The organism is Nakamurella sp. PAMC28650 (genome assembly GCF_014303395.1).
Taxonomy (GTDB): Bacteria; Actinomycetota; Actinomycetes; order Mycobacteriales; family Nakamurellaceae; genus Nakamurella.
The window spans coordinates 2,360,173-2,386,422 of sequence record NZ_CP060298.1; the positions used below are offsets into that span (position 1 = coordinate 2,360,173).

Sequence of the window (26,250 nt, forward strand, 5' to 3'; positions counted from 1 at the left end):
CATGGGGATCCAGGTGGAATTCTGCGGCGAGTGGTTCACACCCGACCCTGCCTGCCTCTTCGAGATCGGCCGCGACGGCAATCTGCAGGTGGACGGCAACCCCTATCTGCACCGGCGGTTCCTCACCCTGGAATGCATCGACGGCATGTGGTGGTTGGCCAACGTCGGAAGCCAGTTGTCGGCCACGGTGTCCGACGTCACGGGAGCGCTGCAGGCCTGGCTGGCCCCGGGTGCGCGACTGCCGATGGTGTTCGGCGACACCTCGGTGCTGTTCACCGCCGGTCCGACCACCTACGAGATGGCGATCGTCAACGACGAAGCGGCCTTCGCGATGTCCGAGGTCGGCCGGGCCGAGAGTGGTGAGACCACCATCGGGCCGGTCACTCTCACCCCGTCGCAGAAGCAGCTCATCCTGGCCCTCGCCGAACCGCTGCTGAGGAGGGAGGGGACCAGCGTCAGTTCCATCCCGTCGTCCAAGGAGGCAGCGGCGCGACTGGGCTGGGAGCAGACCAGGTTCAACCGCAAGCTCGACAACGTGTGCGACAAGCTCGACCGCCGGGGGGTACGAGGTCTGCGCGGTGGGGTCGGCCAACTGGCGGTGAACCGGAGGGCCCGGCTGGTCGAGCACGCCGTCGCGACCCGCCTGGTGGTCGCCGGGGACCTCGTGCTGCTGGACCCGGTCGAATGACGACCACGACCCGCCCCCGCGTTTCACCGTCCGGGCGAAGACCCACGCATACCTGTGTTCTCGACCGGATCCTGGAGGATCGATGATCATCTTTCCGAGGCGGTGGTCCCGTGCCCAGCGCGGGATCGCGGCCGGGTTGGTCGGAACCCTGGTCGCCGCGACGGTGGCCGCTTTCGCCCTCGACTCGCCCGGTTACGCCCAGACGGACGTCGATCTCTCGACCAGCACGGTGTGGACCACCAACAACACCGACGGGGTCGTCGGCCGGGTCAACCTGCAGGTCGAGCAACTGAACTCGTCCTTCAAATCGGACCCGAACTTCGATGTCCTGCAGGGGCACGGACGGATCTACACGGTCGACCGTTCCGGGAATCTGCTCAAGACGGTCAACGACGCCACGGTGACGACGGGCGCGGCCCTCGGTCTGCCGAAAGGCGCAGGCGTCGGGTACGGCGGCGGCGTGCTGAGCATCGTCGATCCGGCCACCGGCAAGCTGTGGGCCGGAACTGCCGACGCCCTGGCCGGTCTGGACCCCGCGGTCACCCCCCCGCTGCTGGTGACCGCGGCCCACGCCGTCACGACCGTCTCCCTGACCGGAACTCCTTTCACCGTCGCGGCCGGATCGAACAAGCTGTGGTCGTTGGCCTTCGGGACAGATGGTGTGCTCGCGGGCGGGTCGACCGACAAGACCGGAAGAGTGGTTCCGCCCCCTCCCACGACCCTGCCCGGTGCGGCGCTGAGTGCGACACCGCCGGGTGCCGCGCTGAGTGCGACACCGCCCGGTGTCGCCGGGTCCCTCTCGATCACGGCCGTCGGCGACGTCCCCGTGGTACTCGATGCCGGCGCCGGACAACTGCTGATCGGCACGCACCGCATCGCGGTGGCCGACGCCGCCGACGCGGTTCTCCAGCAACCGGGCCCCGCCGCCGACGCCGTACTGGTGGAGACGAAATCGGCACTGCTGCAATATCCTCTCAACGGTGACGCGCCGAAGACGTTGTACAGCAACGGGAACGGTCAGGCGGTGGCCCCGGTGCTGCTGGACGGCTGCGTCTGGGCGGCCTGGAACGGACCTTCGACGGTGGAGGCGCTGGCCTGCGACGGCAATACCGCCCGGAGCGTCACGCTGCCCGGAACCGGTGCGCGGGACCCGGTTTTCCGGGTCAACGACCACGCCATCGTCCTGAACGACCGCATCTCCGGGACCATCTGGGCGCTGGACAAGAACATGACGGTCACCGTCATCGACAACTGGGACCAGGTCAAGCCGGAGGATCAGAGCCAGAAGGCGACCAACTCCGACGGCAGCAAGACCCAGTCGAGCGAGATCGCCGCCTCCCGGGCCGACTGCACCAAACAGGGCCCCGCCAGGTCGACGGCCGCCGATGCCAAGTTCGAGGTCAGGGCCGGTCGATCGACGGTGCTGCCCATCCTCGACGACGTCACCGCGGGGGACTGCGCCGCGGTGATCGTCGCCGGTGTCTCGGCGCTGCCGGCCGCCGCCGGCTCGGTCGACATCGTGAACGCCGGACAGGCCGTCCAGGTCACGGTCCCCCCGGGAGCCTCCGGCCCGCTGCCCACCCTGACGTACACGATCGACGACGGCATCAACCCGGCGGTGCAGGCGAGCCTGTCGATCTCGGTGGCACCCGCGTCGCAGGTCGGCGACGTCAAGAAGCAGCGCGACTCCTCGACCGTGGTCGAGATCAACGGCTCCATCGGCTACGACGTGCTGCCCGACTACTACTCCACGACGGGCGACGATCTGTACCTGACGGGCGCCACCGCCACCACGGCGGGTGACTCGGTCGACTACGCACCCGGCGGCCGGATCACCTTCCACGACAAGGGATCCTCCGGTACGGGCAATCACGAGGTCTTGTTCACCATCACCGACGGCCGGGTGGTCAGATCCGGCAAGCTCACCGTCGACGTCAAGCCGGACGGCAGCGCGCAGCCCATCGCCTCGGCCGTGGTGGCCCGGTCGTTGCCCGGTGTACCGGTGACGGTCAAACCCCTGAGCAGCGTGCTCTCGCCGGGCCTGGACCCCCTCCAGTTGACGGCGGTGTCCATCAAGGGGGCCGCCGGCGGCGCCACGGCGAGCCTGTCCTCCGCCGACGACAGCGTGGTGCTGCAGTCGGCGACGGCCGGCACCTACTACTTCACCTACAAGGTGGTGGCCGGGCAGGGCAGGTCGACCGGCGTGCTGCGGTTCGACGTCACGGCTCCGCCGGCCCGGCCGGGCCCACCGTTGGCCACCGCTGACGTGGTCTACCTGCCGGAGGGCGACTCGGTGAGGGTCGACCCGACGGCCAACGACGTCGACCCGAACGACGCCGGACTGGCCCTTGCGCAGGTGGGTCCGGACAGCACCGGCACCCTCACCGTGACGACCACGCGGATGCAGACGCTGCAGATCGCGGCCAGGGGGATCCTCTCGGGCACCGCCGTGATGTCCTACGTCGTCTCCAACGGAATCGGCAGCGCCACCGGCCAGATCCGGGTGATACCGGTACCGGCCCTGCAGGATCCGCCGACGCCGACCGCCGGTCCGATCTCCCTGACGGTGCGGGCCGGTGATGCGCTCACCCTGCCGATGGCGCGCTTCGCCACCGATCCGCGGGGGGAGTCGTTGACTCCGTCGATCGTGTCCAGCGCGGCCGCCGTTCCCGGCGTGCTCTTCTCGAACGCCACCGAGATCCGCTACCTGGCGCCGGTCACCCCTCCGAGTGCCCCGGTCAAGTTCAGCTACAGCGTGCGCAACACCAGCGGCCAGACGTCGGCGGCGGCCACGGTCACCCTGACGATCACGCCCCGTGACCCGTCGGGCGACTCCGCCCCGAACACGCCGACCACCGTGATCGGCAGGGTGCTGGCCGGTCGGTCGACGACCGTCGAGCTGCCGCTGGACGGGATCGACCCCGATGGTGACTGGGTCGACGCGACCAAGGTCAACGGCACCGCCCGGGGGCTGGGAACCGCGACGGTGACCGGGTTGTCGTCGTTGACCTACAACGCGCTGGCCAAACCCGGGGTGGACACCATCACCTATACCGTGTCCGACCCGTACGGCAAGCAGACCACCGGCACGGTGACGATGATCGTGGTCGCCACACCGAATGTGGTCCAACCGCCGGTGGCCCCGAACCTGGTCGCGTCGGTGCGGCCCGGCAAGGCCGTCGCCGTACGGCCGCTCGAATCCGGTGTCACCGGCGAGAACGTCAGGCTGGCCACGCCGGCCGTCGACCAGGTGGCCGGCTGGCAGGCGGTCGGAGACGGTGATGCCCTGGTGATCGGTGCCGCCGGGAAGTCAAGTGGCGTCGCGGCTTTCACCTATCACGTGATCGATGACCGGGGGCTGACGGCGAGCGGTGTGATCACCGTGACCATCTCCCCGACGGCGCCGTTGGTCCCGCCGGTCGCCCAGGACGTGATCGTGACCAGCGCGATGGTCAAGGACAAGCTCAACGCCACCGTCGATGTCGGCGGTTCGATCCAGAACAACACCGGGAAGGCGAACGAGCTCACCGTGGCGGCCACCGCCGGCGGACCGGCGGTGACGATCGCCCCGCACGCCTTCCGGATTCCGCTCACGGCCAACCGGCAGGTGTTGGCCTACACCGCGACGGATACCCAGGCGCAGGTCGCGACGGCCTTCATCGTGGTGCCGGCCAAGTCCGCGCTGGTGCTGCTGCCCCCACCGCCGCCCACGCCGCAGCAGAAGACGCCACCGCCGGACCAGCCCCCCGTTCCCCGGCAGTCGGTGCCGACCATCACGGTGGCGGCCGGCGCCACCGCGAATGGCCGGATCGCTGACTACGTCGACGTTCCGGCGGGCCGGACCGCGCAGATCCCGGCCGGTTCCGCGTTGTCGGCCACCCAGGGGACGGGCCGTCGACTCGACGCCGGAACGTTCAGCTACACGGCCGACAAGAACGGCAACGGTCCCGACGTCCTGACGGTCAGGGCGTCCGACGGTTCCTCGGCCGCGGTGGCCGTGAGTGTTCCGATCTCCATCATCCCGACCACCCCGGTGCTGAACGGCACCACCCTGGACGTCGAGGTCGGCACCTCGGGAACGATCAACCTGGCCAGCCTGGTGAGCCCGGCCAACTACCCGGACATGGGTGCGCTGAAGTTCATGGCCACCAGCGCCGTCAGTGGTTTCACCGCATTCCGCAACGGCACGACGCTGACCGTCGCCGTCTCCAACTCGGTGAAGAAGGGGTCGTCCGCGCAGGTGCCGATCAGCGTCACCGACACCAGGGGCGCCACGGTCACCGCAGCCGTCACGGTGACTGCGACGGGCACCACCAAACCGCTGCCCACCGTCGGCGACCAGAGCCAGGTGGGCCGCCCCGGGGTGGCCACCAGTTTCCCGGTGCTCAACGGCAGCTCCGACCCCTACGGCACCGGGCTCACCCTTCTTCCTGCACCGAAGGTGTTGCAGGGCAGAGGCTCTGCCACCATCAGTGGTTCGAATGTGCTGATCACCCCGGCCGCCGGGCAGATCGGGAACGTCGTCGTCCAGTTCACCGTCGCCGATGGCACCAAGGATCCGTCCCGTCAGGTGTCCGGGCAGCTCACCCTCACGGTCAAGGACAAGCCGCACGCCCCCGGGCAGCCGACCCCGGTACCCAACTCGGCCACCGCCAGTTCGGTCACCCTCACGTGGGACTGGCAGCCCAGTTGGGCCAACGGCGGAACGATCACACCGTTCGTCGTCAGTGCTCCGGGCATCCCGGACACCACCTGCCAGAACAGCAACTGCCAGATCGGCAACCTCACGCCCGGCCGCAGCTACGCGTTCACCGTCAGCGTCTCGAACGAGGACGGCACCAGCAGATCGACGCCCTCGGCACCGATCACGCCGGACGCCAGCCCGCCGGCCCCGGCTGCTCCGTCGGTCACGCTCACCGCGGACCGACAGCTGACCGTCAGCTGGTCCATCGGCAAGGACGACCGGTCCTACAGCCCGATCTCGACGGCCACTCTGACCGAGGTGGTCAACGGGGTTGACGGCACGGCCGGCCGGGTCGCGGTGTCCGGGCCGGGCCGGCAGGCCTTCGACGGCCTTGACATCACCGCCACCTACTCCTTCTACCTCACCGTCACCAACAGCAAGGGCACCGTCCGATCGCAGGCCAGTTCGCCACAGCACCCGAACACCACACCCGGCCCGCCGACCGGGGTGAAGCTGGCCTTCGACCCCGACCCCCGGGCGGTGACCGTGTCCTGGGCCCCACCGGCGGGTAGTGCCCAGCGCCCCGCCCCAGTGGGCTACACCGTGACCTACGCCTCGAACGGCTCGACGATGACGGTCAGCGCGTCCGGCGACGCCACCTCGGTCGCGATTCCCGGACCCGTCGACGGCTCGACCTACACGGTGGACAAGATCGTGGCCACCAACAAGTACGGCAACGGCGATCCGTCCGGGGGGTCAGGGAACACGGTGACCCCGTTCACCCGGCCGACGGCGGTGACCGGGGTCGGTGCGACCGCCACCGGCGCCGACAGTTCGGTCAGACTCGACAACGTGCAGGGCGGGCGGTCCAGTGGCCGCCAGGGCGCCGATTCCTACTCCACCGACGGCAACAGCTGGAGGGGATTCAACCCCGGCGACGTGGTGACGACCGATTCCAACGGATCTCCGCTGGCCAACGGCACCCAGTACACGTTCCGGGTGCGGGTCTGCTACCCGCCGGAGGACCCCTACTCGAATGCGCAACTGTGCGGGGATCCCGGCAGCGGCCAGGCCACCCCGTACGGGCCGGTCGGTACGCCGGCCAACGTCCGGCAGACCGACCAGAGCTCCACCCAGATCCGCTTCAACTGGAGTCCACCGGCCGACAACGGTCGTGGGCCCATCACCACGAGCTACAGCGTCGACGGCGGACCGATGACCGTGTTCGGGCAGGGGGATGCCACCGTGGTGGTCGGGGCCTGGACCTGCGGCACCAGCCACACCATCTCGGTGCAGGCGTCCGATTCGGCCGGGCATTCCGGCCCGGCGTCCGGCACGGTGACCGGCTCCACCTCCGGGTGCCCGCCGCCCGGGGCCCCGACGAATCTTCGTCAGACCGACAACAGCCAGACGCAGATCCGGTTCAACTGGAGCCCGCCGGGCGACAACGGCAAATCACCGATCACCACGCAGTACAGCGTGGACGGCGGCGGGTACACCGACTACGGGCCGGGCGACGCCACTGTCGTGGTCGGGAACTGGGGATGCGCTACGTCCCACACCATCTCGGTGCACGCCACCGATAGCACCGGCCAGGTCGGACCGGCGGCCAGTGTGTCGGGATCCACCCAGGCCTGTCCGCCACCGCCGCCTGTGACGAGCATCCAGGCCTACGTGTACGGAGACGCCAACAACCACAACGGCGGTGGTCCCGGGTCGCAGACCTGCGTCAGCCAGAACACCCACGTCTGCAAATACATCGGTGTCTATCTCAACAACTTCCCGGCCAACTCCCGGCAGCCGTGCACTTTCCAAACGGGACACAACGCGACCATCACGACGGATGGGGCCGGAAATGCCGACGGCAGACCCGGTTGGTACAGCGGATATCAGAGCGCCACTGTGACCTGTGGCGCCTATTCGAGCACGGTGACCTGGTGAATACGGAGATGGTGGAGAGATGACGATGACCCCGGAACACGCGCAGTGGTTCGCCGAGACGTTTTCCAAGCTCGTCGGCAACGTCGGGCAGGTGGTGCTCGGCAAACCCCGGACGATCGGGCTCGCCTTCACCTGCCTGCTGTCCGAAGGACACATGCTGCTGGAGGACTTTCCCGGCACCGGGAAGACGTCCCTGGCCCGCGCTCTGGCCGCGACGGTGCAGGGCACGACCAACCGCATCCAGTTCACGCCCGACCTGCTGCCCAGCGACGTCACCGGGGTGACGATCTACGACCAGCAGAGCGGCCACTTCCAATTCCACCAGGGGCCGATCTTCGCGTCCATCGTGCTGGCGGACGAGATCAACCGGGCCTCTCCGAAAACCCAGTCGGCGCTGCTCGAGGTGATGGAGGAATCGAAGATCACCGTCGACGGGGTCACCCACGAGGTGGGCAACCCGTTCATGGTGATCGCCACCCAGAATCCCATCGAGCAGGCCGGTACCTACCGACTGCCGGAGGCGCAGCTGGACCGGTTCCTGATGAAGGCGTCGCTGGGCTATCCCGACCACGCCTCGACCGTCCAGATCCTCGGCGCCGCCGGCACGAGGAGCCACCAGAAGGTCGTCACGCCGATGATCACCAGCGCCGCTGTGGTGGACATGATCGAGTTGGCCTCGACCGTCTACGTCGACCCCTCCGTCCTGGAGTACGTCAGTCATCTCGCCGAGGCGACCAGGACGGCGGCGGAGACCACCCTCGGGGTCTCGGTGCGTGGTTGCCTGGCGCTGGTCAGGGCGGCCAGGACCTGGTCGGCCGCGAACGGGCGGCATTTCGTCACCCCCGACGACATCAAGACGCTCGCCGAACCCGTACTGGCGCACCGGATCCTGTTGGACCCGGAAGCCGAGTTCGCCGGCATGACGGTGCCGGGCGTGCTGGCCAGGGTCCTCACCGACATCGCACCGCCGCAGTACCGGGCCGCGGGATGACGGCCGTGCGGGCTCCGGGTCTGCGCGTGCTCACACCGATCGGTTGGACGGCCGCGCTGGCCGCGATCGTCCTCTACGGCGTGTCCCGGTGGACCGGCTGGCAGGAGCTGGCGGTGGCCGCCGTCGGCCTGGCCGCCGCGGTGCTGATGGCCGCCGTCTTCATCGTCGGTCGCTCGAAATACGTGGTGCAGCTTGATCTCCGGACGCAGCGTGTGGTCGTCGGCGAGCCGGCGAACGGGCGGATGCTGGTCACGAATGCCGCCGGCTCCCGTCTGCTGCCGGTGCGGATGGAGCTGCCGGTCGGGTCGGCCGTCGCCTCCATCGGGGTCCCGGGTCTGGGCCGGGGTGTCACGCACGAGGAACTGTTCGTCATCCCGACCGCCCGTCGTGCGGTGATCGCGGTCGGCCCGGCCAGATCGGTCCGCGGCGACGCCTTCGGTCTGTTCCGCCGCACCGTGCGGTGGACCGAACCGGAGGTGCTCTACGTGCACCCGAGGACGGTGCCCCTGCAGGGCACCAGTCCTGGATTCATCCAGGACCTCGAAGGCCAAGCCACCAAGGAACTCTCGAACAACGACGTGTCGTTCCACGCGCTGAGGGGCTACGTGCCCGGCGATGATCGCCGCTACGTCCACTGGAAGACGACCGCCCGGACGGGCACCTTGATGGTGCACCAGTTCGAGGAGACGAAGCGTTCGCACCTGGCCATCGCGTTGTCCACCAGGACGTCGGACTACGCCGGCGACCAGGAGTTCGAGATCGCGGTGGCCTCCGGTGCGTCGCTCGGCGTGCAGGCCTACCGGGAAGAACGTGCCACATCGGTCGTCTCGGGTGCGGGGGTGCTGCGTGCGAGTACCGCGCGGGGCCTGCTCGATGCCATCTCCGGCGTCGAGCTGTCCCCGGCCGCCGAAGGGGTCACCGCGGTGGCCCGCAATGCCGCAGCGGCCGTACCCGATGTCTCGGTCGCGATCATCCTGTGCGGCAGCGGGTCGTCATCGGGCGAGATCCGCTCGGCCGGAATGGCATTCCCCACCGGTGTGCGAGTGGTGGTGGTCCGGGTGGTGCTGAACTCCGCGATCTCGATCCGCCGGATCGGATCCCTGCCCGTCGTCACCGTCGGCGCCCTGGACGACCTGGCGCGGGCCCTCCGCGCGGTCAGGGCCTGAGAAATGGTGCACCGATGAGTTCACAGGCGGCGAACGCCGGTCGTACCGGTGCGCGCCAGGTCCGGACCGCCCAGGAGTCGGGGCCGCCCCGGCGCGCGCTCGCACTGGGGGGCTCGCTCGGTATCGCGGTCCTGATCACCGCGGCCGCACTCGCCTTCGGACCCGCGTACGGCGGTGACCGCTGGTTGATCGCCGCCGCGGGCGGGGCGGTCCTTGGCGCACTGATCTCCTGGGGCGCAGCCGCTCTCCGCCTGCACTGGGCGCTCTCGATCCTGGCTGCCGCCGTCGCCTATCTGCTCTTCGGGGCCGCACTGGCGACCCCCCAGGTCGCGGCCCTCGGTGTGCTGCCCACCCTGGAATCCGTCCGACTGCTGGCGCTCGGGGTGGTCACCTCCTGGCAGCAGGTGCTGACGGTCGCCGTACCGGTCGGGTCCTCCGGGGCGCTGCTCGTCCCGGTGTACCTGTCGTCGATGGTCTTGGCGCTGGCCGGCGCAGCCGTCGTCAGCCGGACCGTTCGCCCGCTGTTCGCACTGGTGGCGCCGGTCGCGATGCTGGTGGTGGCGGCCCTGTTCGGCACCACGGACCCACATCTGCCGCTGGTCTCCGGTGGGGCGGTGGCCCTCGGAGGCCTGCTGTGGGCGTCCCTGGTCGGTACCCGTGGTCGGCGCGGTCACCGGAATGTGGGCTTCGACGCACGCCGTCCGGTCTCCGGAGTCCTGGTACTGCTGGCGACCGTCGGCGCTGCGGTGTTCCTCGGTCCGCAGGTGGCTCCCGGTGTGCCGAGGCTCGCCCTGCGAACGTCGGTGAACCCGCCGTTCGACCCGCAGACGTACCCGAGTCCGCTGTCCGGCTTCCGGAACTTCGTCGCCTCCGACGCCGCGAAGCAGGTCAGGCTGTTCACCGTCACCGGGCTACCGGACAGTACCCACATCCGGTTGGCCGCCCTGGATTCCTACGACGGCGTCAACTTCAGCGTGACCACCGATACCGGGACCTACACCAGGGTCGGCGACGAGGTCGCCGAGTCCGCCGCCGGCGTCAGCGTCTCCGGTCGGGTGAGCATCGATGCCTACCAGGGCGTCTACGTGCCCGGCGCCGGCTATCTGACCGGCATCACCTTCGGCGGGTCCAGAGCGGCCCGGCTGACGGACGACTTCCGTTATGCCACCTCCAGTGCGGTCGGGATCGAGACGGCCGGTCTGCAGCCGGGCGACTCGTTCGGCTTCCAGGCCGTCGTCCCGGGGCAGCCGGCCGACACCGTGCTGGCGTCGGCCGTCGTCGACACCGGAACGGGCCTGCCGGTGCCGACCGCGATCCCGGATGCGGCCCGGACCGCGGCGACGAAGTACGCCGATGCCGTCAACGGCGCCTACGCCAAGGCGGACGCGATGACCAAGGGCCTCAAGGCGGCCGGACATCTGAGCCACGGCTCGGCCGCGGAGGCACTTCCGTCGGCCTCTGGCCACGGGTTGGACCGGCTGACGAAGCTGCTGACCGACCCACAGGAGGTCGGTGACCAGGAACAGTTCGCTCCCGCTCTGTCGATGATGCTGTGGTCCCAGGGCATCCCGAACCGGGTGGTGATGGGTTTCAACACCGGGAAGCACGCGGGTGGGCCGGTCACGGTCACCGGTGGCGACGTCACCGCCTGGGTCGAGGTTCCGTTCCTCGGGCAGGGATGGGTCGCGTTCGACCCCACCCCGGATCAGACGTCCAAGGCGCCCCAGCCGACCCCGAAACAGCAGTCCGCACCGAAACCACAGGTCGTCCAGCCGCCGCCCCCGCCGCCTCCGCCGGCGCAGGCGAAGACCTCCGACGTCACGGCGGGCAAGTCGAGTGACAAGGCCCCCGACGTCCCGAAGAAGGACGACGGCCCCGTCGCCTCCGCCGCCGCCGGCCCCTGGTGGCCGATCGGACTCGGTGTCGGTGGGTTCGTCCTGCTGGTGATGGCGGCCGTCGGCACCGTCCTGCTGCTCAAGGCGCGTCGCCGGGCGAGACGCCGGAACGCGGCGACCGGTCCGCTGCGGATCGCCGGCGGATGGAACCAGGTCCTGGACGCCGCAGTGGATCTCGGCTTTCCGGTGACCATCGGCCGGACCCGGGTGGAGACCGGTGCCGACCTGGACCGTCGATTCGGCAGCGGGACGGTGCTGCTGGCGCGGCGTGCAGACGCCCGCGTGTTCGGGCCGGAGGACACCGGGCTGGATGACGCCGAGAGATTCTGGGCCGACGTCGATGCCGCGCTGCTGGGTCTGCACGCCGATCAGGGCCGCTGGCACCGGTTCCGGGCGCGCCTGTCGATTGCATCCCTGCGGCGCCGGGACCTCTCGCTGTGAAACTGCGATTCAGCCTGCTCCGGCCGGGTGGCGAATTGGTCGACCTGCACGCGACCCTGGACGCCACGGTCACCGTCGGCGACCTGGCCGGCGCGCTGGATCGGTGTGACCCGACCAGGGGCGACCGGCCGCCGGTGCCGATGTCGCCGGGCTCCTCGATGACCGTCAGGATCCATCCCGGCGGTCGGGCGGGTCAGTCGACGCTGCTGGCACCGGGCCTGCCCCTGGCCGTGAGCGGTATCCGCTCCGGTTGCGTGCTCTCGGTCGGTGCGCTGACGGCGCAGTGGCAGTCTCCCGGCGGGCCGGGCGGTGTCGCCGCCGCGACCCTCACCGTGCTGACCGGTCCGGACGCCGGCCGGACGTTCGCCCTGCGGGAGGGCACCTGCTTCCTCGGCCGCGATCCGTCCTGCGAGATCAGGCTCTCTGATCCACTGGTCTCCAAGAAGCACGCCAGGATCACCATCGGCGAGAACGCCGAGATCGTCGACCTGGGATCGGCGAACGGCCTGGTGATCGGTGGCTCGCCGGTGCCCAGAGCTGTGCTGCGGCCGCAGGACCGGGTGATCGTCGGCGAGACGTCGATCGGCATCACCGTGCATCGGACCCCAGCCGCGGCGCTGGCCGCCACCGCGGACGTTGACTTCAACCGGTCGCCCCGGGTGGATCCCACCTACGCGGGCATCCGGTTCGATGCGCCGGAGGCGCCGGAGCCGCCTCGGCGCTCGCGCCTGCCGGTTCTGGCCCTGATCGCTCCGCTGCTGATGGGGGTGGTGCTCTACGCCTTCACCAGGAGCGTGCTCTCGGTGGTCTTCGTCGGGTTGTCCCCGGTCCTGATGATCGGCACGTACCTGGACGAGAAGCTGCAGAACCGGAGGAACGTCCGGGAGTCGACGGCTGCATTCCTCGAGTCCCTCCGGGTGATCAGACTCGAACTGGCGCAGGCATTGTCCCTCGAGCAGGTCGGCCGGCTGGCCGAGTCACCCTCCACCGCCGAGGCTCTGGACGCCATCCATCGACAGACCCCACTGCTGTGGACCAGACGGGGCGAGCACCAGCGCTTCCTGACCGGTCGGCTGGGCACCGGGACGATGCCCAGTCGGCACAGCGTGGAGTTGCCGTCCCGGGCGCACGCCAGGGCCGAACACTGGCATTTGCTGACCCAGTTGCGATCCGATGCCTCTGCGGTGCAGTCGGTTCCGGTGGTCGTCGACCTGCGGGCCTGCGGGGCGGTCGGTATCGCCGGCCCCCGAGCGGCTGCGGTCGGGGTGGCCCGTGGGCTGGTCGCCCAGTTCGTCGCTTTGCACTCACCGGCGGACCTGGCTGTCGCGGCCATCGCGTCGAGTGACAGCGGTCGTGATTGGGAATGGCTGAAGTGGCTCCCGCACAACGGTTCTCCGCATTCACCGCTCCCTGGCCTGCATCTGGCCGACGAGGCCGGAGCCGGTACCCGCCTGCTCGCCGAGATCGAGGAGCTGATCTCGGACCGACGTCAGGAGACCAGAGCTCCAGGTGCGCTGGTGCTGCCCGCATTGCTGGTGATCGTCGAGGACGACGCCCCGGTGGAGAGGTACCGGTTGATCGGCATCGCCGAGAACGGTCCGGCCGTCGGTGTCTACGTGCTGGCCGTCGCCTCCGCGCAGGAACGGTTGCCTGCCGTCTGCCGCACCTACCTCACGGTCGACCCCGGTACCGGAGAGGTGGCGGCCGGGTTCGTGACCTCGGCGCTGGGAGTGTCCCCGGTCCTCTGCGAGACGGTCGACGGGCCGGCGGCGATGTCGGCGGCCAGGGCGCTCGCGCCGATCGCCGATGCCGGGGCCGGCGTCGCAGACGACTCCGACCTGCCCAGGGCCATCTCCTTCCTGACCCTGATCGGACCTGAGCTCGCGGAGGACCCCGGTGCGGTCCTGGAACGCTGGCGCGAATCCGAATCGGTGATACCGCGCGGGTCGGCGGTCCCGGTCAGGCGCCGGACGACCAGCCTCCGGGCGATCGTCGGGCAGGCGGCCGGCGAACCGTTGACGCTGGATCTGCGCAGTCAGGGCCCGCACGCCCTGGTCGGCGGCACCACCGGTGCCGGCAAGAGCGAGTTCCTGCAGTCCTGGGTCCTGGGGATGGCCGCCGGCTATTCGCCGGACACGCTGACGTTCCTGTTCGTCGACTACAAGGGCGGTGCGGCCTTCGCCGACTGCGTCCAACTACCGCACACCGTCGGGCTGGTGACCGACCTCTCGCCGCACCTGGTGCGGCGTGCGCTGGCCTCGCTCAACGCCGAACTGCGCCACCGCGAGCACATCCTGAACGCGAAGAAGGCCAAGGACCTGCTCGAACTGCAGCGTCGTGGAGATCCGGACGCCCCGCCGAGCCTGGTCATCGTCGTCGACGAGTTCGCCGCCCTCGTGCAGGAGGTGCCCGAGTTCGTCGACGGCGTCGTCAACGTGGCCCAGCGGGGCAGATCCCTCGGGCTGCACCTCATCCTGGCCACCCAGCGCCCGGCCGGCGTCATCAAGGACAACCTGCGGGCGAACACCAATCTCCGGATCGCCCTGCGGATGGCGGACGAGAACGACTCCACGGACGTGCTGGGCGTACCGCTGGCCGGCAGCTTCTCACCGGACATCCCCGGGCGTGGCGCGGCCAAGACCGGGCCGGGCCGGATCGCCGGCTTCCAGACGGGCTACGCCGGGGGGTGGTCGGGTCGGGCCGCCCCCCGCGCGCAGTTGGAACTGGGCGAGCTGGCCTTCGGACCCGGTCGGGCCTGGGAGGAGCCGCAGGTCGACAATGGCCCGGCCGACGCCGATCTCGGACCGTCCGACATCGTCCGGCTGGTCACCTCGATCTCCATCGCCGCCGACCGGGCCGAGATCCCGGTGCCCCGCAAACCCTGGCTGCCGGACCTGGCCGCCACCTACGATCTGCAGTTCCTCGGGCAGCGGCGCGATCGCGAACTGGCCGTCGGCGTCGTGGACGATCCGGACTCCCAGCAGCAGCGGACGACCTACTTCCACCCGGACGTCGACGGGAACATGGCGATCTACGGCACCGGTGGTTCCGGCAAGTCGACCCTGCTGCGGACCGTCGCGCTGGCCGCCGGGATCACCCCCCGCTCGGGTCCCTGCCATGTGTACGGCATGGACTTCGGATCGTCGGGCCTGCGCATGCTGGAGTCGCTCCCGCACGTCGGGGACGTCATCTCCGGCGACGACGACGAGCGACTGGGCCGGCTGATCCGATGGCTCAAGTCGGTCGTCGACGAACGGGCCGTCCGTTATGCCGCGGTGCGGGCCGGGACGATCACCGAATACCGGGACATCACCGGACAGCAGGCCGAGCCCAGGATTCTGCTGCTGGTCGACGGCATCGCCAACTTCCGTCAGCAGTACGAAAGCCACGTGTCGAACTCGCTTTTCACCGTGTTCACCCAGATCGCGGCGGACGGACGGCCCGCCGGCGTTCATGTGGTGATGTCCGCCGACCGGGCCGCGGCGGTCCCCAGTTCGCTGCGGGCGGCCATCCAGCGGACCGCGGTCCTGCGGCTGTCCGACGACAACGACTACAGCTTTCTCGGGGTGCCGTCCGATGCCCTGGACGGGAACTCCCCGCCCGGACGGGGGGTGCTCGACGGCCTCGACCTGCAGGTCGCCGTGCTCGGCGGCAGCGCGAACCTCGCCGTGCAGTCGAAGGCGGTGGACGACCTCGGGCGCACCCTCCGGGCCCGCGGAATGCTCGAGGCGCCACCGATCGGCCGGCTGCCCACCAGGGTGCTGCTCCCGGACCTGCCGCCGGGCACTCGTGGCGTCCCGCTGGGAATTGCGGGAAACACCCTGGCGCCCATCGAGTTCGATCCGGAAGGCTACTGGGTGCTGGCCGGTCCTCCCGGGTCTGGCACGCCGGAGGTGCTGGTCGGGTTGGCGGCCGCGGTGGCCCGTGAGCGGCCACTGCTGCCCAGAGTTCTCGTCTCGGGCCGGAAGTCGGCCATCGAGTCGACCGGATTCTGGACCCACATCCTCCGCGGGGGTGAAGATGTCGAACGCTGGCAGCGTCGGGTCGCCGACGAGGGCGCCGAGATCGTGCTGTTCATCGAAGACGCGGGTGGCCTGACGTCCGGACCGCTCGAGGAACCGGTGCTCGCCCTGGCCCAGGCCATCGGCCGCAACGGGGGAGGGGTCATCGCAGAATCCGAAACCGGTAGTTGGAACCAGTACAGCGATCTGCTCAAGATGCTGAAGGGGCAGCGGAAGGGCTTCCTGGTCCAGCCAGACCAGGGCGACGGGGATGCGCTGCTGCGGACCGATCTGCCGCGTGGGCAGCGGAAGGACTTCGCCACCTGCGGCGGCGCCTTCGTGCTCAACGGGAGCGCCACCAAGGTGCAGTTCGTCGAAGCGTCCTGACCGGCCCCACCGTCACCGCAGGGTCACCTGTTCCGACACGATCGGGTGTCCGGCGCGGTCCAGGGGTCGATGGGTAGTCCTGCCCATTGCGGGGTGGGAGAAGTTGAAATAGCTTTCTGGTATGCCCAACGGGGGCGAAAAAGAAATGAGCTCTTGAAAGGAGCAGTCATCATGGCACTAGTTGGAATGGACGTCGATGTCGTCAAGGGGATCGGCCGCGATCTGAGCACGCAGGCGACGCAGCTGAACACCACGATCGCCGCCATCAACGGACTGCTGGGCAAGGCCAAGGACAGCTGGAAGGGCAAGGACTCCGACCACTTCGAGCAGCTGTGGACCGGGCAGTACCAGGGCCAGCTGAAGAAGATCCAGCAGGAGATCGACCAGCTCAGCAAGTCCGCGACCAAGAATGCGAACGAGCAGGAGCAGACCTCCAACTCGTACTGATCATTTCGTCTCCGGCGATTCCCTCTCCGGTGATTTCCTGTGCGGCATACGACAACACGAAAGGACGGTGGTGACGGTGGCATTCATTGGAATGGACGTGCAGGTGGTACGGCAGGTCGGTCGAGATCTCGAGACGCAGGCCCTGACGCTGCGGGGGATCGTCACCACCGTCGACAGGATCGACGGCAAGGCCCGTCAGTCCTGGCGCGGATCGGACTGCGACCGGTTCCACCAGCAGTGGAGCGGGCAGTACCGGGCGATCCTGAACAGTCTCGCCCGTGAGGTCGAGGACCTGGGCAGGAAGGCTTCGAGCAACGCCGACGACCAGGACACCACCAGCAACTCCTACGCGGACGGTGGGTCCGGTCAGGGGTTCGCAGGTGCCCATGCCTCCGGGAGTGTCGATGTCGGCGGCGGTGCCGCCGGCGGCAGCGGTTTCGGCGGCAGTGGTGTCGGCGGCGGTGGTGCCGGGGGCAGTAGTAGCGGGAGCTACGGCGACGGGGGCAGTGGTGTCGGCGGCCGTGGCGCCGGGGGTAGCAGTAGCGGCTCGAACTACGTCGAGGCGTCCAGCAGCGGAAGTGCCGGCCCATCGAGCTACCACGGCGAGGCCGGTGCGGGGGCACAGGCCGGCGCGGATGCGTCGGGCTCGCACGACGGGAACACCTACCAGGGCAGCGCGGAGGCGAGCGCGCGGGCGGGGGCCTGGGCCTCCGGTGGCGCTGCGGTCGGCGGCGCGCTGCTGGGAGCCAGTGTCAGCGGTAGCGCGTTCGCCGGCGCATCCGCGGGTGTCGACGCCTCAGGTCAGATCGGTCCGGACGGCGCCTCGGGGGAGGCCAACGCGAGTGCCTTCGTCGGCGCGAAAGCCGATGCAGACGGCCGGATCTCCCTCGGTCCGGTGGGGATGTCGGGCCACGCCGAGGCCATGGCCGGCGCCGCGGCGGACGGCTCCGTCAGTGGAACCATCAGCGCGACCCAGGTGTCCGGAGCGTTCAACGGTGACGTCTTCGCGGGCGCCAGGGCCTCGGCCAGCGACACCATCACGGTCCTGGGCGTCAACTCCACCGAGACTGCCTCGGTGGAAGCCGGTATCGGTGCGCACGCCTCGGGCGACGCCGCCATCGGTTACGACGAGGTCCACGTCGGCTTCGACGTCGGGGCCTGCCTCGGGCTCGGCGCGGATGTCGGGTACGACGCCAGCTTCAGTCCGAAGCAGATGGTCGACTCGGTGACCGGAACAGTGGGCGGACTCGTCAGCGGTGGCGGCAGTGTCGTCAAGGGCATCGTGTCGTGGTTCGGCTAGAACCGTCCCCGCCGTGCCTGGCGGCCACCCGGACCCCGGGTCACCCGGATGCCGAAACCCGGCCACCTACACCAATGAGAGGTCAGCGAAGATGAGCGAGAGCATCCGATTTCCCAGTGAAGAGTTTCCGTCCTGGCCGGTGATCGCACTGGCCCTGCCGGAGCACTGGTCAGGAGTCCAGGTCGCCTCCACCCTGATGGCGGCCCGTCGTGCCGTCCCCGAGGGACAGTTCATGTCCAACGTCATCGTCCGGGCGCAGCGGGTCGGCGGCGACGTGGATCTCGAGGCCGCGGCCAAGGTGGTGGACGACGGGGTCGCCCAGCTCGAGGAGGTCGAGCACATCGGGCGTTGGCTGATCGAGACCGACGGCCGCCAGGCCTACGCCCGGGAGTTCGCCTACCGGAACCCACAGGTGGGCACCGTCGGGCAGGCCTGGCGCATCTTCGTGGTGGAACACGACGGGGTCGTCGATCTCGTCGAGTTGGTCGGAACCGTGTCGGCAGCGCGTACCGGTGACCTGGCCGAGGTCAGGGCCATCATGGATTCGGTCGAGATCTGCGACGCCGTGCCGGCCGGCCGGATCTGACGTGACCGCGATCGTCGGCCTTCCGTGCCGATCCGGTTCCAACCCGGGACCGGGAAGCGGACCGGGACGGGGACGGGGACGGCAGATGTTCCAGCAGTTCAGCTTCCACCGGTCGGTCGCCCGGAGCCGGCCGGCGGTGGCCTGATCGCATGGGCCCGATCTGTGCCGGTTGCGGCTCGGCGGTTGCGGCCGGCGCTCTGTTCTGCGCCCGCTGCGGAAGGCCGGCCCCGACGCGGCAGTCCGCTCCGTCGGTGCCCCCCCTTCCGTTGATCGGGACGGTGGGTGCTGACCCGCGTCGAGCACCCGATGCACTGCAGTTCCTCGATCGTGCGTCCCCGCCCGAGCCGGGTGGTCCGGAGCTGAATGGTCCGGAGAGGGTTCACCGGCCCAGACGTGCCCTGGGGATCGATCTGCTACCGGCGGTGTTGCTCGGCGCGGTGGCACTGTGGGGTTGGCGCTCACCGGTCACTGCCTGGGGGCACCTCCCGACGATCTTCGTCGTCATCCTCGGCGCGTTGGTCGTCCTGCATCTCCTGGTCCGCGCCGTGCTCCGGGGGCGCCGTGCCGGTCTCGGGCGGCGATCGAGCATCGGACCGATGGCGCCGGTGATCGGGTCGCCGCCGGTATTCGAACCGCTGCCGTTGATCGAATCGCCGCCGGTGCTCGGGCCGGCGGGGTTGCCGGCGTCCGCTGCGGCGGGGCCGGTCCCGCCCGTCATCACGGTGGTCCCGGGAATGCCGCCGAAGGCCGGCGCACCGGCGGAATGGCAGGAACGCACACAGGTCCCGTCGCTGCGAGCGCTGCAGCACCCGGCCGGTCCGCCCGACGAGCCGGCGCTGGGGTGGGCGGTCGTGCTGGACGACGGACGCACCCTGCCGCTGGACCGGCCCGCAGTCTTCGGCCGTGATCCGGCTGCGTTGCCCGGCGAGCACGGCATGGCACTGCGGTCCATCGCCGACCAGACGCGCACCGTGTCGAAGACCCATGTCAAACTCGAGCCGGGGGCCGACTCCGTGCTCGTCACCGACCGGCACTCCACGAATGGTGTGGTCGTCATCACCGCGGGGGTGGCGACGAGATGCCGGGCCGGGGAACCGATGGTGGCCACCCAGGGTTCGGTGGTCAGATTCGGAGACCGGGAGATGCAGGTGCGGCGGCAATGACCTACGCGTTGTTCGGCCGGGTCGCAGTGCTCGGCGACGGATGGGCCGCAGAGCCGCCCGGTACGGCTCAGCCGGCGTTCGACCCGGACGGCCGGCCGGTGCCCGAAGCAGATGACGGTCCTGAAACGACACCGCTGATGCTGAAGGGGATGTCGGCCGGGATTCTGCAATCACCGCAGGTCGCGGGTCGGGTGACCTTCGACGGGGTCGGCTGGGAGGGGTCGGCGACCCTGACCGCGGGTCGGCTGCTGCTGTCGGCCAGGTCCACGCCGCACGGACGGTGGGTCGGCCAGGTCAGATACCGCTGGATCAGCGACGTCGCGGTGCGACCGCGGGCGGGGCGTCGCGACAACGGCGGTGTTCGTGTCCTCTTCCTCGATCCTCTGTCGCCGACCGGATTCGAGGGTCGGCACTACGTCGACCTGTTCACCGCCCGCAAGATCCCGCCGGGCGCTTTCGCCTGGGACCTCCTGCAGCACATCGTCGTCGATCGTCATCGCTGGATACCGGCGGGTGCGGTCACCGACCACCTGATGGTGCAGGAGCTGTTGGAACGGGGACCGAAACCATTGAATGTGTCGGCCTGGTACGGGATTCCGGTGCCGTCGGTCCCGCCCGTGTCCGTCCCGTCGGTGTCCGTCCCGCCGGTGCCGGTCCCGCCGGTGTCCGTCCCGCCGGGGTTCGAATCGCCGGGGTTCGAAGCGCACGTGTCCGCCGCCGACCGGCCCGCCCCCGTCGTCCCGGACATGGCCCGGGCCGCCGACCAGGCAGCCCCACCGCGGCCGGTGGCCCCGACGCCGGGGCCGGATACCGCCATGATCGTGGTGGTTCCCGGCGTCGGCCGCCACTCCGCCGAGACACCCTCCGCCCCAGCACCTTCCACCCCAGCACCGGCCACAGCCACACCGGTCCCGGTCAGGTCGCTCACGGCGCAACGCCCGACCGGAGTGGGAAGTCACCGGGTGGACCTGGACACCGGCGAGGCGGTCGTCATCGATTCCGCCACCCTTTTCGGCCGCGATCCGGCCGCGGACGACGGTGAGGACGTTGCCCTGCACGCAGTCCGGGATGCCACGCTCTCGTTCTCCAAGACCCATCTGCTGCTGACTCCCTCGGCGGCCGGGATCTCGGTGACGGATCGGTATTCCACCAACGGGGTGCTCGTGGCCGGAAACGGACCCCCGAGGCCCTGCGTCCCGGGTGTCCCGGCGCTGCTCGACCTGCCGGCCACCCTGCAGATCGGAACCCGCACGATGACCGTCAGCGCGACCCGGTAGCCGCGCAGGGCGGATGGTAGGGCTCGTCAGGGAGGTAGATCTTCCACTGCACCGGCGTGATCGGCGCACCGACCTCACCGCAGATCTGCTGCGTGGCGGTGTCCGGTGACGAGGCCCACAGCGACACACGATCGTTGATGCTGCCACCGGCGATCCGCCGGCCGTCTGGGCTGAAGTCGGCGACCCAGGCCTCGTCGCCTGCCGCCGTCAGCTGGGCCCAGACCGAGGGCACGGCCGGATCGGTGATGTCCCAGACCCAGACGGACTTGTCCAGCGAAGCGGCGACCAGTTTGGTGCCGTCCGGACTGAATTCGACGTCATTGACCTGATTGGTCGGGCCGGCCAGCGACTCTCCCATCTTGACGGGCTTCTTCGGATCCGAGATGTTCCAGATCTGGATGGTCCGGTCGGCGCCCGATGCGGCCAGCAGTTTGCCGTCCTTGGAGAAGGACACACCGAGGGCGTAGTTGCTGAAGCCGGTCAGGGTGGCGGCGAGCCGTGATCGGGCGGTATCGCTGATGTCCCACAGCCGTACCGTGTCGTCGATGACGGCAGCGGCCAGGTATTTCTCGTCCGGGCTGAAGGCCACTCCGAAGATCTGGTTCGGCTCCGCGATGGGCGCGGTGGTCAGCCGGGCGTGCGCCGGTTCCGTGGTGTCCCAGAGATAGATCAGGTCGCCGTTCCCGGCGCCGGCCAGGAGGTGCCCCGACGCGGAGAACATCACTGACTGCAGTTGCTGGCCCGGCTGCGTCAGGCTCGTGCCGATCCGGGTCGGGGGGCTTGCGGCCATGTTCCAGAGCTGGACCGGCCCGCTGAGCAGCCCGACGGCCAGCGTGTCGGTGGCCGTCGCGAAGGCCGCTCCGCCACTGAACCCCTCCTTTCCGGGGGCGGCGCCGGCAACTTTCTCCAATCGCGGGTGGGTGAGGTCCGTGACGTCGAAAAGACTGGCGCCGCTGCTGATCTCGTTGGTCCCGGCGATTACGTGCGTAGAGTCCGCGGACCAGTTGACGGCGTACACGCTGCCACCGAGCCCGGTCAGGCTCGGTCCGGGAACCGTCCAGATCCGGACACCGCCGTCGGTCGACGCGGTCACCAGGTGGTCGGTACCGCCCACGAATTGCACGCCCGTGACGAGCGACGGGTGCTTCACCGCCAGCACCGGGCGGTAGTCGACAGTGGAGAACACCGTGGCAGAGGAGTCCGAGCTGCCCGCCGCGAGCATCGTGCCGTCGGCGCTGAAGGTGAGCGCATTGATCCAACTGGTGTATGGCGTCATGGTGATGGGGACCGGGACCGGCTTCGCGGCGCCGGCCACCCGATAGATGGCCAGCAGACCCGAATGTGGGCCTACCGCCAGCGTGCGGCTGTCCGGTGAGAAGGTGGTCACGTTGACCTTGCTGCCGCCCGGCGATGCGAAGGTGGCCGGTGAGCGGTCCGTGAGCGGATCGGCCCCGATGGTCGGGGAGGTCCACATCGACAGGACGGTCCCGCCGGTGGCGAGAACGTGGGTCCCGTCCGGGGAGTAGCTCACCGTGGTGGCGGGGGTCGAATGGTCCGGCATGCTCGTGGTGCCCCGGCGGGTGAGCACGCCGTTCGTCAGTGTGAAGACGGCCAACCCGACCTTCGTCCCCGCCGCGATCAGGGTGTGACCGTCCGGCGAGAGGGCGATGCTGTTGACCCCGGTCGCGGAAACTCCATCCGCGGCGGTGCCGACGAAGGCCGGGAAGGTATGCGGGACACCGGGATGAGCCGGGTCGCCGACGTCCCAGGTGGTGATCGTGCCATCACTGCTGCCACTGATCAGGTACCTGCCGTCCGAGGTGAAAGCGGCCGAGAACTGCTGCACGATCCTGGTCGGGACGGCGACCCCGAGGGTGGTCGGTCGCCGGGGATCGGCTGTTCCGTAGAGATGGACGGTGCCGTCGGAATCGTCCGAGACCGCGAGGGTCTTCCGCGCGGCGCTCACCACGGCGAAGGTCGGGCCGTCATGGCCACTGATCCGCGTCGGGACGTTCGATGCGGTGGAATCCAGCAGGGCCGATCGTGCTTCCACCGTCGGCGAGGTCCGGTAGGCCACTTGGGCCAACTGGGCCGCCACGTTCGGATCGACGGCCCGCAGGTCGTGCGCGTTGACCGCCAGTTGACGGGCGAGCGCTCGGGAGCTGGCCGTCTGGGCCGCCGTCCGGCCGCCCTGGGCATCGGAACGTGCGCTGGCGGCGACGACTGCGAAACCGGAGGCCAGCAGCATCAGCACGACGGCTGCTGCGACCAGCGTCCGGAGGGTGCGGACCTGGCGACGCCGCCTCTCGCGGCCGGCGATCTCACCCTTGCGGCTGGCCTCCAGGAACGCCCGTTCGCGGCCGTCGAGGTCGGTGCTGCGCCCCGACTCCTCCAGCCACTCGGTCACGGCACCGAGGGGCCCGCCGCGCAGCAGGGCGGACTCGTCGTGGCCACCGTCCTCCCACACGGCGGCCCGGGCGCGCAGGTTGCGCAGGTTCCGCAGCCCCGAACGATCCGCGCCGACCCAGTCGTGCAACCTCGGCCATGCGGTCAGCAGGGCTTCGTGGCTGATGCCCAGGGTGTCGCGATCCGCGGTGATCAGCCGTTCGTCGATGAACTGGGCCAACACGGCGAAAGCGCCGGGATCGTCCACGAAGGTCGGGCGACGGGTGACCACGGAGTTCTCGTCCATGTTCACCATGCGCAGGATCAAGCGCCGGGCGGTGTCCTGGTCGCCGGTCGAGAGGTGGCCCCAAACCCGTTCGGCCGACTGCTGGACTGCGCCGGAGATGCCACCGGTCGCCACGTAGTCGGCCACCGTCAGGCGGCCCTTCTGCGCGCGCAGGCAGACCTCGCGCAGGACGTGCGAGAGCAACGGCAGTGTGCCGGCCTCGGGGACGGACGTCGTCATCCCCCGCGGGGCCAGTTCCCGGATCAGCGTCTGGACGAGTTCCGGTTCCACGGCCAGACCGGCTCGTCCGGTCGGGCCGAGGATGGCTGATCTGAGCTGTTCCCGGTCCAGGCCGCCGACGACCACCTGGCGGTGCTGGAGCGCCTCCACCAGCAGCGGAATGCGGGTCGCCGCCGAGTAGAAGTCCGCCCGCAGGCCGAGGACCACGGCGGCGGAGTCCTGGGCGGCGAAGGCGGCGAGCCGCTCGAGGAACCGGCTGCGTTCCTCGTCGGATTCGACGACGGTGAAGATCTCCTCGAGCTGGTCGACGATCAGCAGGCCCCGTGCCGCCGCGGCGTCGGTCACCCGGTCCAACTCCGCATTCGGGTCGGTGCCCGGCGTGATCAGGACGCCGTCGGCATCCCCACGGGCCGCCAGCAGTCCGGCCCGCAACAACGAGGACTTACCGGCTCCGGACGGGCCGACGACGACGATCAGGCCGCCGTCGGCCACCTCGGTGAGCAGCCGGTCCGTCAGATCCTGCCGGCCGAAGAACCACTCCGCATCCTCCCTCCGGTAGCTGAGCAGGCCGCGATAGGGCACCGTGTCCGGTCCCCGCCGCACGGCGGGCGAGCGGCGCAGGGCGCTGGCCGCATCCATCCAGCGTTCCAGCTCGACGGGATCGGTGACCCCGACCGTGGTCAGGATCCGCCGGAGCAGTGCAGACTGGGCCACCGTCGGGAGGTGTCGCCCGGACAGGTACCCGCCGATGGTCGCTAGCGGTGTGTCGACCGCCCCGGCGAGGTCGCGGACCGACAGCCCGCTGCGCTCGCGGAGCCGGGACAGTTCGGCCGCGAACTGGTCACGGGTATCCAGTGGCGGTGAGTGGCGTGAGGTGCTCGTCATCTGCCGTCCTCGGGGAATGGAGGTGGGGCGCACTCCACGGCCGGTGGCGGTGGGCCGGAACGGCGGCTGCGGGAGAGGCGGTCCGGACGTCCTCGACGTGTGCATCGGCCCACCGTCCTGAGCTGCGGTGACGGTCGAATGCCGTTCGGTGTCGTTCGGAGTTCCCGCGCGGGCTTTGCGGACCGGCCCATTTCCGTTGTGATCATGATGTCCGTTCGAGGGGTTCGCCTGCTCGGCACCACGGCCGAGGGACGATGGTGACGGACGAGGGGCTGCTTCGGCAGGCAGATCACGACGGCGGGACGCACTGCGTCCCGCCGCGTAGGCCGATCCGATGATCCAGCTCAGTGTGGGTCAGAGCACGACCACGCTGCGCAGGACTTCACCCTTGTGCATCTTCTCGAAGGCCGCCTCGATGTCGGTCAGGGCGATCTCCTCCGACACGAACTTGTCCAGCGGCAGCCGGCCCTGCAGGTACAGATCGGTCAGCATCGGGAAGTCGCGGGAGGGCAGGCAGTCGCCGTACCACGAGGACTTGAGCGCGCCGCCACGCCCGAAGACGTCGATCAGCGGGATCTCCAGTTGGAAGGTCGGGTTCGGCACGCCGACGAGTACGACGGTGCCGGCCAGGTCACGTCCGTAGAACGCCTGCTTCCAGGTCTCCGGTCGTCCGACGGCGTCGATCACGACATCCGCGCCGAAGCCGCCGGTCAGCGCCTGGATCTGCTCCACGACATCGCCGGACGAGGCCAGGATGGTGTGGGTCGCCCCGAAATCCTTGGCCCACTCGAGCTTTCGCTGGTCCATGTCGATGGCGATGATCCGGCTCGCTCCGGCCAGACGTGCCCCGGCGATCGCCGCGTCGCCGACACCGCCGCAGCCGATCACGGCCACGCTGTCGCCGCGGGTGACGTTCCCGGTGTTGATGGCGGCGCCGAGTCCGGCCATCACGCCACAGCCGAGCAGACCGGCCACCGTGGCCGGGGCGGCCGGGTCGACCTTGGTGCACTGGCCGGCGGCCACCAGGGTCTTCTCGATGAAGGCACCGATCCCCAGCGCCGGCGACAGTTCGGTGCCGTCCTCCAGCGTCATCTTCTGCCGGGCGTTGTGGGTGTTGAAGCAGTACCACGGACGACCGCGCAGGCAGGCCCGGCACTGTCCGCAGACGGCCCGCCAGTTCAGGATGACGAAGTCGCCGGGCGCCACCTCGGTGACGCCGTCGCCGACCGCCTCGACGATGCCGGCCGCCTCGTGTCCCAGCAGGTAGGGGTAGTCGTCGCCGATGCCGCCGACCTTGTAGTGCAGGTCGGTGTGGCAGACGCCGCAGGCCTGGATCTTGACGACGGCCTCGCCGGGGCCCGGATCGGGAACCAGCACGGTGACCAACTCGACCGGAGCGTCCTTCGCCCGCGAGATGACGCCCTGGACCTTCTGCACCATTGCCTGTTCCTCCTGCTGATTGCCGCGACCGCACCGTCCGCGGACAC

The 26,250-nt window shown here is 69.8% G+C and carries 13 protein-coding genes; 11 read left to right on the forward strand and 2 right to left on the reverse strand.

Annotated elements, in window-relative coordinates:
• Window position 1 precedes the first annotated feature (1 nt).
• The 11 genes from H7F38_RS10850 (at window position 2) to H7F38_RS10900 (ending at window position 20,967) form a co-directional block, all read left to right on the forward strand.
• A complete protein-coding gene (locus tag H7F38_RS10850) occupies window positions 2-688 on the forward strand; it encodes a hypothetical protein (RefSeq protein ID WP_187094061.1) in 687 nt (228 codons plus the stop codon).
• 82 nt (window positions 689-770) lie between these two features.
• The gene (locus tag H7F38_RS10855; protein ID WP_187094062.1) at window positions 771-7,313 is read left to right on the forward strand and encodes an Ig-like domain-containing protein; all 6,543 of its coding nucleotides are present in this window, start codon (window positions 771-773) and stop codon (window positions 7,311-7,313) included.
• A 19-nt stretch (window positions 7,314-7,332) separates the two neighbouring features.
• Entirely contained in the window at window positions 7,333-8,304 is a 972-nt protein-coding gene (locus H7F38_RS10860; RefSeq protein WP_187094063.1) for a MoxR family ATPase, read from the forward strand.
• A gap of 26 nt (window positions 8,305-8,330) precedes the next feature.
• Window positions 8,331-9,470: a DUF58 domain-containing protein gene (locus H7F38_RS10865; protein ID WP_255498332.1), complete on the forward strand. Its 1,140-nt coding sequence runs from the start codon at window positions 8,331-8,333 to the stop codon at window positions 9,468-9,470.
• Window positions 9,471-9,484: 14 nt separating this feature from the next.
• Entirely contained in the window at window positions 9,485-11,806 is a 2,322-nt protein-coding gene (locus H7F38_RS10870; RefSeq protein ID WP_187094065.1) for a DUF3488 and transglutaminase-like domain-containing protein, read from the forward strand.
• Window positions 11,803-16,194: an FtsK/SpoIIIE domain-containing protein gene (locus H7F38_RS10875; protein WP_187094066.1), complete on the forward strand. Its 4,392-nt coding sequence runs from the start codon at window positions 11,803-11,805 to the stop codon at window positions 16,192-16,194. The genes H7F38_RS10870 and H7F38_RS10875 overlap by 4 nt, the downstream gene beginning before the upstream one ends.
• Window positions 16,195-16,365: 171 nt before the next feature.
• A complete protein-coding gene (locus H7F38_RS10880) occupies window positions 16,366-16,641 on the forward strand; it encodes a WXG100 family type VII secretion target (RefSeq protein WP_187094067.1) in 276 nt (91 codons plus the stop codon).
• Between the two features lie 76 nt (window positions 16,642-16,717).
• The gene (locus tag H7F38_RS10885) at window positions 16,718-17,941 is read left to right on the forward strand and encodes a hypothetical protein (RefSeq protein ID WP_187094068.1); all 1,224 of its coding nucleotides are present in this window, start codon (window positions 16,718-16,720) and stop codon (window positions 17,939-17,941) included.
• A gap of 91 nt (window positions 17,942-18,032) precedes the next feature.
• On the forward strand, window positions 18,033-18,527 hold the full coding sequence (locus tag H7F38_RS10890; protein WP_187094069.1) for a hypothetical protein: 495 nt from the start codon (window positions 18,033-18,035) through the stop codon (window positions 18,525-18,527).
• A 278-nt stretch (window positions 18,528-18,805) separates the two neighbouring features.
• Window positions 18,806-19,690 carry an FHA domain-containing protein gene (locus H7F38_RS10895; RefSeq protein WP_187094070.1) on the forward strand — a complete coding sequence of 295 codons (885 nt, stop codon included), beginning with the start codon at window positions 18,806-18,808 and terminating at the stop codon, window positions 19,688-19,690.
• On the forward strand, window positions 19,687-20,967 hold the full coding sequence (locus H7F38_RS10900) for a hypothetical protein (protein ID WP_187094071.1): 1,281 nt from the start codon (window positions 19,687-19,689) through the stop codon (window positions 20,965-20,967). The genes H7F38_RS10895 and H7F38_RS10900 overlap by 4 nt, the downstream gene beginning before the upstream one ends.
• On the opposite strand, the gene H7F38_RS10905 is transcribed toward H7F38_RS10900, so the two are convergent.
• Both H7F38_RS10905 and H7F38_RS10910 read right to left on the reverse strand, forming a co-directional pair.
• Window positions 20,951-24,763, reverse strand: a complete 3,813-nt coding sequence (locus H7F38_RS10905; protein WP_187094072.1) for a helix-turn-helix domain-containing protein — start codon at window positions 24,761-24,763, stop codon at window positions 20,951-20,953. The two genes, H7F38_RS10900 and H7F38_RS10905, sit on opposite strands and share 17 nt — an antisense overlap.
• Before the next feature lie 354 nt (window positions 24,764-25,117).
• Window positions 25,118-26,203: an S-(hydroxymethyl)mycothiol dehydrogenase gene (locus H7F38_RS10910; RefSeq protein WP_187094073.1), complete on the reverse strand. Its 1,086-nt coding sequence runs from the start codon at window positions 26,201-26,203 to the stop codon at window positions 25,118-25,120.
• Window positions 26,204-26,250: the final 47 nt, after the last annotated feature.